The organism is Bilifractor sp. LCP19S3_H10, assembly GCF_052119185.1.
In the GTDB taxonomy this organism is placed as follows: domain Bacteria; phylum Bacillota; class Clostridia; order Lachnospirales; family Lachnospiraceae; genus Bilifractor.
The window spans coordinates 54809-70646 of record NZ_JBQKFT010000001.1 but is presented as its reverse complement, the minus strand read 5'-3'; the positions used below and the strand labels follow the sequence as shown (position 1 = coordinate 70646).

13 protein-coding genes are annotated in these 15838 nt (G+C 48.0%); 7 read left to right on the top strand and 6 right to left on the bottom strand.

Annotated features, from left to right (window positions below; translation table 11 throughout):
- The first annotated feature begins 269 nt into the window (after positions 1-269).
- The 5 genes from ACTQZS_RS00275 to ACTQZS_RS00255 all read left to right on the top strand — a co-directional run bounded on the left by ACTQZS_RS00275 (position 270) and on the right by ACTQZS_RS00255 (position 7937).
- Positions 270-1673: an L-fucose/L-arabinose isomerase family protein gene (locus ACTQZS_RS00275; RefSeq protein WP_441474051.1), complete on the top strand. Its 1404-nt coding sequence runs from the start codon at positions 270-272 to the stop codon at positions 1671-1673.
- A gap of 2 nt (positions 1674-1675) precedes the next feature.
- Positions 1676-2506, top strand: a complete 831-nt coding sequence (locus ACTQZS_RS00270; RefSeq protein WP_441474050.1) for a transketolase — start codon at positions 1676-1678, stop codon at positions 2504-2506.
- Complete coding sequence (locus ACTQZS_RS00265) at positions 2499-3434, top strand: transketolase family protein (RefSeq protein ID WP_441474049.1); 936 nt, start codon at positions 2499-2501, stop codon at positions 3432-3434. The genes ACTQZS_RS00270 and ACTQZS_RS00265 overlap by 8 nt, the downstream gene beginning before the upstream one ends.
- Before the next feature lie 21 nt (positions 3435-3455).
- Positions 3456-4943 carry a glycerol kinase GlpK gene (gene glpK, locus ACTQZS_RS00260; RefSeq protein WP_441474048.1) on the top strand — a complete coding sequence of 496 codons (1488 nt, stop codon included), beginning with the start codon at positions 3456-3458 and terminating at the stop codon, positions 4941-4943.
- 189 nt (positions 4944-5132) lie between these two features.
- On the top strand, positions 5133-7937 hold the full coding sequence (locus tag ACTQZS_RS00255; RefSeq protein ID WP_441474047.1) for a family 78 glycoside hydrolase catalytic domain: 2805 nt from the start codon (positions 5133-5135) through the stop codon (positions 7935-7937).
- An 82-nt stretch (positions 7938-8019) separates the two neighbouring features.
- Here the strand turns inward: ACTQZS_RS00255 and ACTQZS_RS00250 are convergent, their stop codons facing one another.
- From ACTQZS_RS00250 to ACTQZS_RS00230, 5 genes are all read right to left on the bottom strand, one after another.
- Positions 8020-9582 carry an ASKHA domain-containing protein gene (locus ACTQZS_RS00250; RefSeq protein WP_441474046.1) on the bottom strand — a complete coding sequence of 521 codons (1563 nt, stop codon included), beginning with the start codon at positions 9580-9582 and terminating at the stop codon, positions 8020-8022.
- A 303-nt stretch (positions 9583-9885) separates the two neighbouring features.
- Positions 9886-11496, bottom strand: coding sequence for a hypothetical protein (locus ACTQZS_RS00245; RefSeq protein WP_441474045.1), 1611 nt, complete (start codon positions 11494-11496; stop codon positions 9886-9888).
- Positions 11489-11902: an IS200/IS605 family transposase gene (gene tnpA / locus ACTQZS_RS00240; RefSeq protein ID WP_441474044.1), complete on the bottom strand. Its 414-nt coding sequence runs from the start codon at positions 11900-11902 to the stop codon at positions 11489-11491. The genes ACTQZS_RS00245 and tnpA overlap by 8 nt, the downstream gene beginning before the upstream one ends.
- On the bottom strand, positions 11880-12077 hold the full coding sequence (locus tag ACTQZS_RS00235; RefSeq protein ID WP_441474043.1) for a hypothetical protein: 198 nt from the start codon (positions 12075-12077) through the stop codon (positions 11880-11882). The genes tnpA and ACTQZS_RS00235 overlap by 23 nt, the downstream gene beginning before the upstream one ends.
- Complete coding sequence (locus ACTQZS_RS00230) at positions 12077-12532, bottom strand: hypothetical protein (RefSeq protein WP_441474042.1); 456 nt, start codon at positions 12530-12532, stop codon at positions 12077-12079. The genes ACTQZS_RS00235 and ACTQZS_RS00230 overlap by 1 nt, the downstream gene beginning before the upstream one ends.
- 346 nt (positions 12533-12878) lie before the next feature.
- Here ACTQZS_RS00230 and ACTQZS_RS00225 point away from each other — a divergent pair, with 346 nt between their 5' ends.
- Both ACTQZS_RS00225 and ACTQZS_RS00220 read left to right on the top strand, forming a co-directional pair.
- On the top strand, positions 12879-13343 hold the full coding sequence (locus tag ACTQZS_RS00225) for a DUF2798 domain-containing protein (protein WP_441098833.1): 465 nt from the start codon (positions 12879-12881) through the stop codon (positions 13341-13343).
- A 538-nt stretch (positions 13344-13881) separates the two neighbouring features.
- The gene (locus ACTQZS_RS00220; RefSeq protein ID WP_441474041.1) at positions 13882-14403 is read left to right on the top strand and encodes a phosphatase PAP2 family protein; all 522 of its coding nucleotides are present in this window, start codon (positions 13882-13884) and stop codon (positions 14401-14403) included.
- A gap of 233 nt (positions 14404-14636) precedes the next feature.
- On the opposite strand, the gene ACTQZS_RS00215 is transcribed toward ACTQZS_RS00220, so the two are convergent.
- Positions 14637-15581, bottom strand: coding sequence for a DMT family transporter (locus tag ACTQZS_RS00215; protein ID WP_441474040.1), 945 nt, complete (start codon positions 15579-15581; stop codon positions 14637-14639).
- Positions 15582-15838 lie beyond the last annotated feature (257 nt).

Here is a 15838-nt window from a genome sequence, read left to right as displayed (position 1 = left end):
GGCTGTACACAAACACAAGGTGATTGCAGAAGCTGAAATTTTCATCGCATAGAAATGCAATCCAAAAACCAGTGGTTTGCAGGTACATACAGAACCATCCTCCTGATATTGTAATGCATTTCTCTGGATACTGAAAGATCTCCGGAAAATTAAGCCGATAATTTAGTAAAATTCACTTAATAATATGTGTTGATTCAGCTGATGCACGTCTATAATTTTGATTAAGAAATTGCAGTATATAGTGGAAATATTGTGTAAGGGAGGATTCCATGGAGACGATTAAAATTGGCTTTGCGCCGACGAGGCGGTCTATATTCAGTGCGCCGGACGCGGTTAAGTTCGCGAACTTAACCAGGCAGAAGCTGAAGGAACTGAACATTTCATTTACAGATATCACAGATATCAACGAGGAGGGACTTCTGTATCAGGAGAGCGACCGTATCCGGATCGCTGAAAAATTTAAAAAGGAGAAGGTTGACGGCCTTTTTCTCCCACATGCGAATTTCGGAACCGAATATGAGTGCGCCAGACTGGCAAAGGAATTAAATGTTCCGGTTTTGCTCTGGGGACCGAGAGATGAACGGCCGGAGCCGGACGGAATGCGGCTTCGTGATTCTCAGTGCGGCCTTTTCGCGACGGGGAAGGTACTGCGAAGATTCCGGGTGCCGTTTACCTATATGACAAACTGCAGGCTTGACGACCCGGAGTTCGCACGGGGGATCACTGATTTTCTGAAGGTCTGCAATGTGGTGAAGAAATTCCGAAATCTCCGGATTCTGCAGCTGGGGCCGCGCCCGTTCGATTTCTGGTCCACCATGTGCAATGAGGGAGAATTGCTTGAGAAGTTTAATATTCAGCTGGCACCGGTTCCGCTTCCGGAGCTCACCGCGGAGCTGAATCGGGTTAAGGCGGAAGAGGCAGAGAAGGTTCAGGAGGTCATCCGTTACTGTCAGGAGAATATGAACTGCCAGATCAAGCCGGAATTACTGGAGAATGTCGCTGCGCTGAAGACCGCTATGAAGAACCTTGCAGATCTGTACGGATGCAGCGCCATCGCGATTCAGTGCTGGAATGCGCTTCAAGGGGAGATCGGCATCATGCCCTGCGCGGCCAATTCCCTTCTGAATGAGGAAGGACTTCCGGTCGTCTGTGAGACCGATATTCACGGAGCGATCACACAGGTGATGGCAGAGGCTGCCACCTTAAATGAGAAGAGGGGACTCTTCGCGGACTGGACCGTGAGACATCCGGACAATGAGAACGGAGAGCTTCTTCAGCACTGCGGTCCATGGCCGATTTCTGTGGCAAAGGAAAAACCGTCGATCTGCGTTCCTGTGGCCTTTCCATATAACGGAGCCGTTTCGGCGGAGGCGAAGCATGGCAATCTGACGCTTACCAGATTTGACGGGGACAACGGAGAATACTCTCTGTTGCTCGGTCATGCCAGGGGAATCGACGGCCCGTATACAAAGGGAACCTATCTCTGGGTTGAGGTAGAGAATCTGAAGAGACTCGAGGCAAAGCTGGTCGAAGGACCATACATTCATCACTGCGTCGCCATTCACGAGGATGTAGTGCCGGTCCTTTATGAGGCATGCAAATATCTGGGGATTCAGCCGGATTTTTATGATCCCATTGAAGAAGATGTGAAAGCATATCTGAGAGGAGAATAATCGTGAAAAATCTGAAGTATCTATCCTACAAGCTGAGAGAGGACTGCGTAAACATCATCATGGCAGGCGGAGGCGGGCACATCGGGGGCGACATGTCTGTCATGGAGATTCTGACGGACCTGTATTTCCGTCAGATGAATATTTCCCCGGAAAATCCGGAGGATCCGGACCGGGACCTTTTCATCTTAAGCAAAGGACATTCCATGGAAGCTTATTATGCGGTTCTTTGTGAAAAAGGCTTTCTCAAGCTGGAGGAGGTAACCCGCGAGTTCTCCAAATTCGGATCGAAATATATCGGTCATCCGAACAACAAGCTTCCGGGAATTGAAATGAATTCCGGATCTCTCGGCCATGGTCTTCCGGTGGCGGTGGGCATGGCGCTTGCGGTGAAGATGGACAAAAAACCAAACCGTGTATATGTAGTGACCGGAGACGGAGAGCTCGCTGAGGGATCAAACTGGGAAGGCGCGATGTCCGGCGCGATGTACGGACTGGACAATCTCGTGTGGATCGTCGACCGGAACCGGCTCCAGATTTCAGGCGGCACAGAGGATGTCATGGCACTCGAGGATCTGAAGAAGAAGGTGGAATCCTTCGGCTGGAAGGTACTGACGGCAGACGGGAATGATATCGATGCGCTGGACGGGGCGTTTGAGAAAGCAAGGCAGACAAAGGGCTGTCCGACATGTATCATTGCAAATACAATAAAAGGAAAAGGCTCACCAGTCATGGAAAATAAGGCGGGGTGGCATCATCATCTGCCGACGGAGACTGAGTATGCGTCAATCATGAAAGATCTTGAAGAAAGGAAGGAGGCGCTGGCAAATGAATAAAATAGCAAATCGCAAGGTCATCTGTGACGTACTGATGGAAGAAGCAAAAACAGATAAAGACATTGTGGTGCTCTGCAGCGATTCCAGGGGCTCTGCCTCGATGACGCCTTTCTTTGAGGCTTATCCCAGTCAGTCGGTAGAAGCAGGAATTGCGGAACAGGATCTGGTGGGAATTGCGGCAGGTCTTGCGAAAATGGGGAAAAAGCCTTTTGCAGCATCTCCGGCATCCTTCCTGACGACGAGAAGCTATGAACAGTGCAAGGTAGACTGCGCCTATTCCGATACGAATGTAAAGCTGATTGGTATCTCAGGAGGTGTCAGCTACGGGGCACTTGGGATGAGCCATCATTCAGCACAGGATATAGCGGCGATGAGCGCCATCCCGAATATGCGGGTATACCTGCCAAGTGACAGGCATCAGACAGGTAAGCTGGTGAAGGCTCTTCTGCGGGACAACAAGTGTGCCTACATCCGCGTGGGACGTAACCCGGTCGAAGATGTTTACACAGCAGAGAATTGTCCCTTCACGATGGATCGTGCAACCTGGATCCGAAAAGGAAGCGATGTTGCGATCATTGCATGCGGGGAGATGGTGCGTCCGGCTGTGGACGCGGCAGAACTTCTGGAAGCAGAAGGCATTCATGCAACCGTTCTGGATATGTATTGTGTGAAGCCACTGGATAAAAAGGCAATTATTGAAGCAGCACGAAACGCAAAGGTAGTGATTTCTGTTGAAGAACACTCACCCTTCGGCGGTCTCGGTTCTATGGTGGCGCAGGTGGTCGGGGAAAACTGCCCACGGAAAACGGTTACGATGGCGCTTCCGGATGCCCCAGTGATTACAGGAACCTCCGCACAGGTTTTTGCGTATTACGGGCTTACCGGGGAGGGCATTGCAAAAACAGCGCGTGAAATGCTGAAACAATAATCGGAGTATCGGAGTGCAGGTATGGGCAGATATATTCTCGCAGTCGATCAGAGTACACAGGGTACCAAGGGACTGCTTTTTGATGAATCAGGAGAACTTTCTGCGCGTGCGGACCGGCCGCATGCGCAGATTATCAATGAAAAAGGCTGGGTAGAGCATAATCCGGAGGAAATTTTCCAAAACACCTGTGCGGTTTGCAGGGATGTTATTGAGAAGGCCGGGATTCTGCCGGAAGAAATCGCAGCCTTAGGCATTTCAAATCAGAGAGAGACAGCTCTCGCATGGAACAGGAAGACGGGAAAACCCGTCTGCAACGCGATTGTATGGCAGTGTGCACGGGCAGCAGAGATCTGCGCGCGGCATGAGAGGATGGGAGAAGCAGAACAAATCCGTCAGAAGACGGGACTGCCTCTGTCTCCGTATTTTCCCGCCGCGAAGCTTGAGTGGATCATGGAAAACGTTCCGGAGGCATACAGGCTTGCGCGGGAAGATAACCTGGCAGTGGGTACGATTGACAGCTGGCTGGTATATAATCTGACAGGAGGAGCAGAACACAAGACTGATTGCTCGAATGCCTCGAGAACACAGCTGTTTAATCTGGAAACACTGAGCTGGGATGAAGAGCTGCTGGAAATCTTCGGAATTCCGGAAAGTGCCATGCCACAGGTGGTTATGTCGGATTCAATGTTCGGCATGACCGACTTGGATGGAGCTCTGCCAAAGAAAATACCCATCCACGGGGTGCTCGGGGACAGCCATGCGGCGCTGTTCGGACAGAACTGCCGGAAGAAAGGAGAACTGAAGGCAACCTATGGGACCGGAAGCTCCGTAATGATGAATACCGGTGAAACCCGTTACCGAAGTCAGCATGGACTGGTGACTTCTCTTGCATGGGGAATCGGTGGCCAGGTCGAGTATGTGCTGGAGGGAAATCTGAATTATACCGGAGCATCGATCTCCTGGCTGAAGGATCAGATGAAAATGATTTCATCCGCATCAGAAACGGAAGCGCTTGCGTCAGCGGCAAATCCAAGGGATCGTGCTTATTTTGTACCTGCGTTTACAGGTCTTGGAGCCCCTTACTGGGACCCGGAGGCGACCGGACTTCTGACGGGTATTACGCGCACTACCGGGCGCAAAGAAGTGGTAAAGGCATGTCTGGAAAGCATTGCCTACCAGATCACCGATCTGATTGAGATAATGCGCGAAGAGACCGGAGATCCTGTGCGGACGCTCCATGTAGACGGCGGTCCGACAGGAAACCGCTATCTGATGCAGTTTCAGGCGGACCTGGCAGATACCTGCGTGCTGGTTCCCGGCCTGCAGGAATTGTCCGGCATGGGAGCCGCCTACCTGGCGGGAATCTCCTGCGGAGTCTATCCGGAGAAATCGATCTTTGATCACATCCGGACGACATCATATCAGAGAAAGATGGAAGAAAGCGAAAGAGTTCACAGATACAGGGGATGGAAGGCGGCGATCGACAAGGCGCTGAGCCATGATTTCTGACAGAATCTATGGAGATGTAATTACGAATATGATATTTCCATGTGATATCATCCGGTTTATGATTATTGTATTATTATCCGCTACAGTCCAGTCTTTTGAGCTGTATTTCAGCTGTGTCTTATCTGCATACCAGCGCATTGCGGTCCGGTCCATCCATGCTGATATAAGGTCGAGATAGAGGAGGAACTTATGAAAATCACACATATGAAGGTAAACCATCTGGTGAACCCGATCGGATACGAGCTCGATCATCCGACGGTGTCATTTGTGACCGAGGATACTTCCGGAAAGAAACAGAAGAATGCGCGCGTGCTGCTTGCAGCAGACCCGGATTTCAGGAACATTCTGTATGATAGTGGTTATCGGGAGGATCTTAGCAGCTTAGCCTATGAACTTCCGGTTTCCCTGGAACCGGAGAACCGCTATTACTGGAAGGCGTTTGTGAACGCTGACAACGGGGATTCTGCAGAAAGTGAAACTGCCTGGTTCGAAACTGTGATGAGGGGACCGTGGAAGGCAGAGTGGATCACCCCGGATGCGGATAAAAGCCTTCAGGTATGTGTTTTTCGAGATGTTGAAATTACAAAACCTCTCGCGAAAGCTCGTCTTTATCTGACGGGGCTCGGCCTCTATGAAGTATATATCAATGAGGAAAAACTGGGAGAAGAATGTCTGATGCCCGGTTTCTGTGATTATGATGCCTGGATTCCCTATCAGACGATGATCCCGGATCTCCGGCAGGGACATAACCGGATTGAAATCATGCTTGGCGACGGGTGGTATAAAGGCTGGTATGGTCTTAGAAAGAATCATGAAGTGTATGGCGACCGTCTTGCGTGCATCGCTGAGCTGAAGCTTTTTTATGAAGACGGTTCAGAAGATATCATCTGTACAGATGACAACTGGAAAGCACACAGGAGTCCTGTAATTGAAAGTGGAATCTATCCCGGTGAAGTATATGAGCCCGGGATCGATCGCAGTGAGGTGCTGAATACCAGAAAAATTGACCTTGATAAATCAAAACTCAGGCCCCGTCTCGATCCAAGGATAATCATTCAGAAAAAAATCCGTCCTGTCGCATTAATTCATACCCCCGCCGGGGAAACGGTGCTGGACATGGGACAAAATATGGTTGGATGGCTCGGCTTCCACTGTGCTGCCCCGGCGGGAACGCGGATTCGGTTCCAGTTTGGAGAGATTTTACAGGAAGGTAATTTTTATCGCGACAATCTGCGTACAGCGCTGGCTGAATTTACTTATGTATCCGATGGCACGGAGCGTACGGTACGGCAGCATTTTACATTTTATGGATTCCGTTATGTAAAAATCACAGGATGGCCGGGTGAGCCGGATCCGGATGATTTTCGCGGACTCGTGATTTATTCCGAGATGGAGGAACTCAGCCAGATCAAAACATCAAATCCTCTGGTCAACAAGCTCTTTGAAAATACAAGATGGGGTATGCGGGGAAATTTCCTGGATGTTCCCACCGATTGCCCGCAGCGGGATGAAAGATATGGATGGACTGGTGACGCGCAGATTTTCTCAGGTACAGCATGCTTCAATATGGATACCTATGCATTTTACACAAAATACGGGTATGATCTGGCCTGTGAACAGGAACGACTGAACGGGGCAGTGCCGGATGTTGTTCCTACGGCAGGCTATACCGGTACAATTTCCACTGCCTGGGGAGAAGCTGCAACCATCATTCCCTGGAATGTATATCTTCATTTCGGGGACAAAGGTATTCTGCGAAGACAATTTTCAAGTATGCGCGGGTGGGTCGATTACATGAAGAGTCAGGATGACGCCGACGGCGCCCGACGGCTCTGGCAGAGCGGTTTTCATTATGGAGACTGGCTTGCACTGGACGGAAATGTCGAAGGCGGAGTCTTTGGAGGAACGGATCCGTTTCTGATCTCCTCTGCGTATTATTACTACTCGACAAGAATTGTTGCGAAAACAGCCGAAATCCTGGGATATGAGGAGGACGCAGGGAAGTATTCGACATTGGCCAATGAAATCCGGGACGCTTTCATCCGGGAATATTTTTCACCGACAGGACGGCTCTGCGTGGATACAATGACGGCATATGTAGTTGTCCTCTATATGGGACTGACGCCGGAACATGCGGTTGATAAAGTGCGTGCGGGGCTTCTGAATAAACTTGCCCGCAATCGTTATCATCTGGAAACCGGTTTTGTCGGGACACCATATCTCATGCGTGTGCTGTCAGAAAATGGCATGAATAATTATGCGTATCACCTGCTTTTGGAAGAGGGATTTCCCGGATGGCTGTATGAGGTTCTGATGGGGGCTACCACGATCTGGGAGCGTTGGAATTCCGTGCTGCCGGATGGCAGGATCAGCGGAACGGAAATGAATTCCCTGAATCATTATTCCTATGGCTCAGTGGTGGAGTGGATGTTCCGGAATATGATCGGTATCAATCCGGATGAAAAATACGCTGGTTATAGAAGGTTCAAGCTTGCTCCGAAGCCGGATTATTCGATACCGCAGGCAGAAGGATCTTTGCGTTCCGCCTCGGGGCTCATCCGCAGTGGGTACCAGTTGCGGCAGGGGAAACTTACCATTGAGGCAGAGGTTCCGTTTAATACAGAGGCAGAAATACATCTTCCGGATGCTTGTGTTGATGAGATTCAGAATATTGCTTCAGACATGGATGGTATTATCGGCATCAGACAGGAGGATAGTGATGTGGTGCTTATCGTTCTCGCCGGAACGTATTCGTTTACTTATCGGCCGACAAAACCATATCGTAAGATCTACAGTCTGGATTCACTGATGAGTGATTTGAATGAGAATCCGAAGACAAAGGCGATTCTCGATGAGTACTTCTATTCAGAATATAAGGCAATTCCGTTTGAAAAAGAACTTTTTACGTTACGTCAGATGCTGAACGGGCCTTTCACCTACCTGCCCTATGATAAGCAGGAGAAAATAGACCGGTTACTGCGTGAGGTGGAATAGACGGAAAATAGAATGATCTGAAGCACAGAACGACCTGTTTCATGGACGGGTCGTTCTGCAGCTTCGGATGGTGTTCATATATTCAGTTGTTCTGCAGTTCCCTGTGAGCTTCCCTCTCCCTTAACTTTTTCATGACGCTCGGATATCTTCTTCCGTCCGTGTGCGGGAGGGCGGAAGCCGCCTGCATCATCTCCACAAAATTATCGACCGCGCCGAACTGCACGTATGACATGAGATCCAGAATGCGATCGATATCCGTCAGAAGATCCTTGTTCAGGAGAAGCTTTGATGCGCCTTTGAGCGAGGTATTGCCGACAGGGCAGATGCGGTCGCGCTCAACGTCGGGATACATGCCGATGTTAATCGCGGATTCCTTGTGTATATGTGCACCGAAGGCACCTGCCATATAGAACGTATCGATGTCTTCAAGGCGGATGCCGGAAGCGTGCAGCATGTACTCGATCATCGTAGCGGCAGCGGCCTTTGTGTTGATAAACTCCCGGATATCGCTCTGATAGAAATAAAGACCGGAGGAATAGCAGACAGCAGCTTCCTCCATTCCGGTGTCCGGGTTCTTTTGGATAGAGATGAGGCTACTCTTCTCGGGCTGCAGCACGCCCTGCAGGTTGATCCAGCCGTTTAGAAACAGCTCGGAGAGAAGATCGACGATGCCGGAGCCGCAGATACCGGCGGGGACTTTATCATCGATGGTTTTCAGGTGAAATTCGCCGTTCGCAAGCGACACGCTTTCCACGGCTCCCGGCGCGGCGCGCATACCGGTGTGAACAACGCCACCCTCCAGAGCGGGACCCGCGGCGCCGGCCCCACAGAGCAGAAAACTGCGGTTTCCGACGGCGAGCTCTCCGTTTGTTCCGACATCGAAGAACAGGGAGATTTTGTCTTCCTCATATATGCCGGTCGCAAGGATGCCACTGATGATATCTCCGCCGAGATAATTGGCCTTGCCTGGCACACAGTACACATAGCCGGCGATTGGAAGATCCAGATCCGTTCCGCGGAGAAATCCCGGCGCATCGGAGCGGACGGCATAGGGGGTCTGAAAGATACAGAAGGGGTCGAGGCCAATGAGAAAATGAATCATTGTCATATTGCCGGATACCACCATCGCGAGATACTCTGACGGCGCGATCCCGGTTTTGTCGCAAAGCGAGGACAGGAGATCGGTCAGAGTTCTTATCGTCGCTCTGCGGATCTCGTCGAGATGCGCGGGGTTGTCCTTTGCGTAAAAAATACGGGTGAGGATATCCTCGCCGAAGGCGATCTGCCGGTTGTATGCGCTGGCCTCTTCAATGGTTTCGCCGGATTTACAGTTCAGCACGCGCATGTAAACGGAGGTACTTCCGAGATCGACCGCGAGTCCGTAATGGCTCTTCTCCGTGTCTCCGGCCTCCAGATACAGAATCTCCCACAGTGCTCCGTTCCAACCGAGAGAAGCCGTGACCTTCCAGCCTGCATTCTCACACAGAGGGTATAGCTGACGGAGAGCAGCGGCAGAGAATGATGCGGAAATGCCCTTTTCCTTCAGAGCATCTAGGATGCGCGCCTGGGAGGAACGGCAGTCTTCCTCAGAGGGCGGATTCATTTTCAGAAAAATCTTTCGGCTCAGACCAGATATCGGTTTCATAGATAATATCCTTTCGTTTGCTGCAGGCGGAAATCCGCTGCTTTTCGGCTGTGGGCAGTTGCTATCGTCTCCTTTAACCATAGGAGTAAGTTTGAGCTATTCTGACTGCTCCCACGGGCAAGCCCGTGGGGTTCTGGCTGCCAAGTTTAGCTTGTAATCGTATACCATTTTCAGGCTTTGGAGTTACAAGTGTAAATCTGTTTGAATCAGGACTTTCATTACCAAGCAGTCCAACGACCACATTAGCGGTAAATTTCTGCTTTTCAGCAAGGAAGTACAGTCAATCGCCCTGATATTGAATTGTTAAGCTACTTTAATTCCGCTATTCAGTATCTTGATTTTATTAGCCTTAATCCATGCGATTAGGGCTTTTTCTTTGTTGTATTGAGCCTTAAATTCTGTAATACATTTTTCTTTATCTATGTTCTGTGTTCTATAATCGTAACAGTAAAGCAGATATGATGAATACCAGTCTCTTTGTACTTCAGTACCATCACGAAGTTTATACAGCCTGTCAGACAATTTCTTTTTGATGTAATCATCAGCCGTATGGTCGTACTGGCTTGCCCTGTAATTGTTCGGAACTTCTATATATGTACCACCCGTGACCTTAAACTTCTTTTCTACTGTAGTCTGAAATCCAGAGGGGCAGCGGTTCTTTATGGATTTACCGAAACGCTTTTTCTTATTGAACTTTCCTTTGTTATTAATGGTAGTTTCTTTAGTTCGTTTCATCAGCTTGCCTGCATTTTTAGGCTCTGTCACAAATATGTCTCCGAGACTTCGCAAATGGTTAGAATCCTCATTTATTGCGAGCTGCCTGTTTACTGCATTGATACGGCACAATTCAGCATGTTTAGATCTCAGCTTCTTATAATGATTTGAATATTTCCAGGTCTTACGACCTTTCTTAATAGTGCCATCATCATTATAATTCTGTGGATTCGTTGCCCGCCTTGACCTGTCCATGGCGCGGTAAAGGAGCCGTTCCTTTCTTTCGGATGTCTGGATACTGTTACCACGCTCCGAAAGATTTTTTAAGCCAACCTCGGTATCTGATGTATATGCAACCGTCTGCGTTCCGATATCAGCGCCTATCGTACCCTTGCCGTATATGTGACGGGGATTGCCGTACTTGTCATATTTAGGCATCGCTTTTCCTTCGATGGTTAGATGTAGATATAGTCTGTATTTACCTCTTATCAGCTTAGGCACGAGAGTAGCATAGCATGGTCTGTATGTATCTATGCAGCAGTCATCTTCGATAAGTGTATTAACAGCTTTATTATCTATGTTCTCTGGTTCGGCAAGATAAGATAAAACGGCATCTACTTCATCCTGTTGAAATCTGTCATTTACCTGTATTCCAAACATAGTTTTACCAAGCCTGAATTGCAGTTTATTATCCTTAACGGACATTGAGATGCCACGGTTTATCTGTTTGGCCCTGATGCAGGGTAAATCTCCATATTTTGAAAAATGTATTGTTTTGCCATTATCATAGAGGCATTTTTCGATACCACGCCATACATCCTCAGCTTTGGTGAGGGCGAATATGGCATCTATACCGTATTTCTTGCCTATCGGAATCATGGACTTTCTGCAAAAATCCCATGTGACGTTATATGCAGACTGCATTTCATTAAGCTGTTTTGCCAAGACCTTACGTTTATCTTTGTCTTGAGTATTACCATACAATTTAAGCAGTTTACGATATCTTTTCGTACGCAAGAGCTGGTCATAATTCTTTCTCATAAGCCCGACAAGTTCATTGCCTGCTTTTCGTATCTTATCGGAAAAAGTAACTACCTTCACGACATCAGAATAAGACATATCGGTTTCGACAACCAAGATATGTCTGTCAGAAAGTTTATGAAATTGCTTCAAGGTTTTCTTGTATTCTTCATCAGTCATGATTTTTCTGTTCCTCGATATATTTTTTAACTGTAGCTTCGCTTATATGTCCTACCGTTGATACAAAATATCCCCTTGACCATAATACTCCACAACGGGAGTAAAACTGTTTCAGCTGCGGGAAAACCTTAAACATTTCAATAGCGCTGATACTTTTAAGCGTCCTTACTATATCACAGGGAGCAACTGTCTGCGGACAATCCACGAATATATGTATATGGTCTGGCATCACTTCCAATGCTTTGATTTCATATCTGTATTGATTGCAGATGTCAGCAAGGATGTTTTTTAGTTTATCGTCAGCGCCTTTCTGCAAGACAGAAAATCTGAACTTAGGGCACCAGATGATATGATACTGCGTCAGATATTTACAATTCGAAGCACTATGATATTGTTCCTCGCTCATTGTCTTTTTCTCCTAATTGATATTTTTCCTGAATCCCTCTGCGCATCAGGTCAAGAAATGTAATGGTTTCACCTTCCTCGACAGAATAGATGCGTGCAAGGTTCTCAAGCTGGGTCTTCCATTCAGACGGGATAGAAATATTGATTTGTACGTTATTACTTTTAGAGCGTGCCATTATTTATAATTCCTCCATGCTTTCAAAAGTTCATTTGTTGTAAAATCAGGCTCTAAGCCTTTTGATTTCAGCAGATTTTTTACAAACTTTGCATCGAATTTATCATCAGGAGCCATAGTGCCTTTTGCCATTTCAAAGGCATAATCATCCATCAGTTTTACGAATGATTTATTTTGTTTCATCCAATTATTTATATGCTTCTTTTTGGCAAGACGCTCATTATCTTTACTCTTATCTCTGTTCTTGTAAGAGTATCCAGCATATGCTTTTGAGGCTGTCTTATACCCATATCCTTGAGCGTCATCAAGCACTTCGCCCGTATTGGCGTCCACAATACAAAATCTTGTTTCTGTTGTATCATAAGCAGGATGATTTTCCCACGGCTCGTTATTATTTATGACTTCATCATGATGCGTTGTTCTTGTAAAGGGCATTGCTTTATATGATTCACGCATATTTATATCCTCATAAGCTGAAACTATTATTGATTTATACATAGATTATATATTCGATCTATGTATGCGTCAAGTAGTAGAAATGTAGTTTTACACAGAAAAGTGGCTTTCATCCCACAGGCAAGCCTGTGGGTTTTACGCCGCAATTTATAACGGGGAATCAAAAGATATTTGCGTAACGAGAAAACAAAAAATTTACATAACGAGAGATCAAAAAAGCTTTACATGACGTGGAAGAATATGCTATGATAGGCAGGTTAATTTAAGAATACGGTTTAATTGGAAACGCACACTCTCTTCAGTGATAACGAACAACACGTCATATATCGGAAGGAGTGTCTTTTTTATGCCCGAAAACAAGTTCGAAAATTTCATTTTTACTGTGATCATGGCTTTTATTATGGTCTACGCGATGATCTGCTACAACATTTCTCTGAATATCGGCGGGATGAGAGACGCCGTGTTCGGAATGGCCTTCGGGGAGCTCAGGATTATGTGGCCGGTGGCAATTGTGCTGGAAATGTTTGTGATGGAAAAACCTGTGATGTATCTGACAGGCAGAGTCATCTCGGATAATATGCCGCCCTTTTTCATTCTGCTGATCCGCTGCTCTCTGACCGTGTGCCTCATGTGCCCGGCGATGAGCCTGGTCGCGACGATTTTATTCAAAGATTTTCATGAGGCCGGATTCATCGGTGTATGGCTGCAGACAGCCGCAATGAACTTCCCCATGGCGCTCGCGTGGCAGATCTTTTTCGGCGGTCCGTTGGGAAGACTTATATTCCGCAAATTGTTCCGGAAGAAATCCTGAAAAACGGTAAAAACGGAACATGCCGCGAGGCAGTTCATTATCATTTTCCGGAAATACACCGGCTGTACACCAGGACAGTATCAGATCCGTTTCCGGGAGATGGAAATGAATGACAATTTCTGACAGCAATCGTATAGCCTGAATATAAAATGACAGGAAGCCCGGGTGGTAATGCCCGGGCTTCCTGTCGTTCTTAGGAAGGAGAAAACTGATCTTTTCGATCAGAAATATGAAAAAGAAACGTCTGTGCTGGTCGTTTCTACATTTTTGATACTACTCTGAATTTGTGATAAAGATTTGCTCAGTCTATGAACATTCTGTGGCCCCGAAAGAAGCATCCCGTCTGCCGGGGAGGCGCAGACGAAAGAAGACTGGTCAGAGAGAGACCCTTTCATTCCGTCAATTCCCGTATTGTTTACATGTGCTGACTTTAAAAATACACATTCTGCCTTTATAATGTAGCTGTGCAGGAAGTGAAGCCGGAGAGAGGAGTTTTTTCCGGTTCTCCGGCATTAATAAAAACGGGGAGGGAAAATGCATGGAAAAACTGAGACAGGCAGACCGTGACATCCTGCTCTGGATTCAGAACAATTTCAGAAACAGATATGCAACGGTTTTCTGGAAGATTATGACCGCACTGGGCAACCTCGGAATATTCTGGTTCGCGGTCTGTGCGGTCATGTGGTTTATGCCGCAGTACAAAAGGACAGCTGAGACAGCACTGGCATCTCTTGCGGCCTCTGCCGTCATAATCAGCCTGGTTTTGAAGCCGATCTTTCACAGGGTTCGTCCGTATGACACGCATGAGGTCCTGATTCCGCTGATCCCTCATCCGAAGGATCTTTCATTTCCATCCGGCCATACCGCTGCCTCCTTTTCGTGCGCAGTCGTATTTATGCTGCGAGTTCCGGCACCCGCAGGAATCCTCTTCCTTGTGATTGCCGCGCTCATCGCGTTCTCCAGAATCTATCTTGGCGTACATTACCCGACCGATGTCGCCGCGGGCGCCGGAGTCGGTATTCTCTGCGCGGTATGCTGTGCGTGGCTGATACCCGCATAAGTAAGATATGCCGATGCACGGATCATTACCACTATACGGATCATTACCATTATACGGATCATTACCACTATACGGATCATTACTGCTATATGGATGATTATCGCTATATGGATCAATGCCACAATGGAGGAGTTTCCGGCACGCACCGGACTGGGATTCGAGGAACTGATGCGCCAGGAGGTATCCCGTCCGGAGAATCCGGAATTCCGCCTTTTTTGGGGGCGGAAATCAGATCAGCTCCGGACATGAGCGGAAGTTTTCCGGCGGCTGAACAGCATGCCGCCCAGCAGGCACAGCAGGACGCCGACAATGATGAAGGCGGATCCGGCGGCGAAGGAAAGACCGACGGTTTCGTGGAAGAAGATCACACCCATGATGGTGGAGGTCAGGGGCTGAATCGGGTAGAGTGCCGAGCAGTTGCTTGCCGGAAGGACAGCGAGTCCCTGATTCCACAGAATATAAGCAATACCGGTGCACAGGATACCGAGATATAATAAGCCCGCAATCACACCTCCGTTGATGTGAATCGTCGAATGAGTCACAGCGTGTTCGATCAGTGCGAAGATGAATTCACAAACTGCCGCCACTCCAATGGCATTTCTGGTGATGACGAGCGGATTGTATTTCGCAAGACCCTGACGGGTAAGAACGGAGACGAGAGACCACAGAAGAACAGAGGCAATCGACATCAGTATGCCCGGGAGATTGATGTTTCCGCCGGTTCCCAGGATCAGATAAACGCCGAATACCGCCAGAAGGATTCCGATGATCTTGCTTCCGGTGAGCTTCTCATGAAGAATCGGTACTGCCATAAGAGATATGGTAACCGGGCACATAGAATTGATCAGCGAAGCCATTGATGAGCCTGCGTACTTGGTGCCCATCAGCTGGATGCCGACGCCGATTGCATAGCCGAACACGCCCATCAGAATGACGTATTTCCACCCTTGCCCGTCAATCCTGGTACTTCGTCCCTGTTCATCCGTCTCGTCGGCATTCCATTTCCGGCTTCCGGTCTTCACGATGATACTCAGGGCAGCAAAGGCAATCGTAAAACGGCAGAACATGACGGCAAAGGTCGGCATATATCGCAGGACGACCGAACTAACCACGTAAAGGCTCCCCCACAATACAAACACAAAGATAAGACCCAGATAGGCAACAGTATTTTTTTTCACAATAATTCCTCCTCATGATTTCACAGGCCTTTATCTTAACACACGGAGAACAGAACGGCGCATCTTTCTTCGTATTTTCTTTTTCTTCCTTTGATATGTGGCGTTTTCATGTGGCTTTGAAATGAATATATTTCTTTTCATAGGTGGTTTTGGGATTAAAGAAAGCGGCGAATCGAACCCCGGATGTGTTGTCGAAGAGGAACCGGATGTGCCTGTGCTAAGCGGAAATGGCATGGCGCGTAGATGCAGGTGGATGA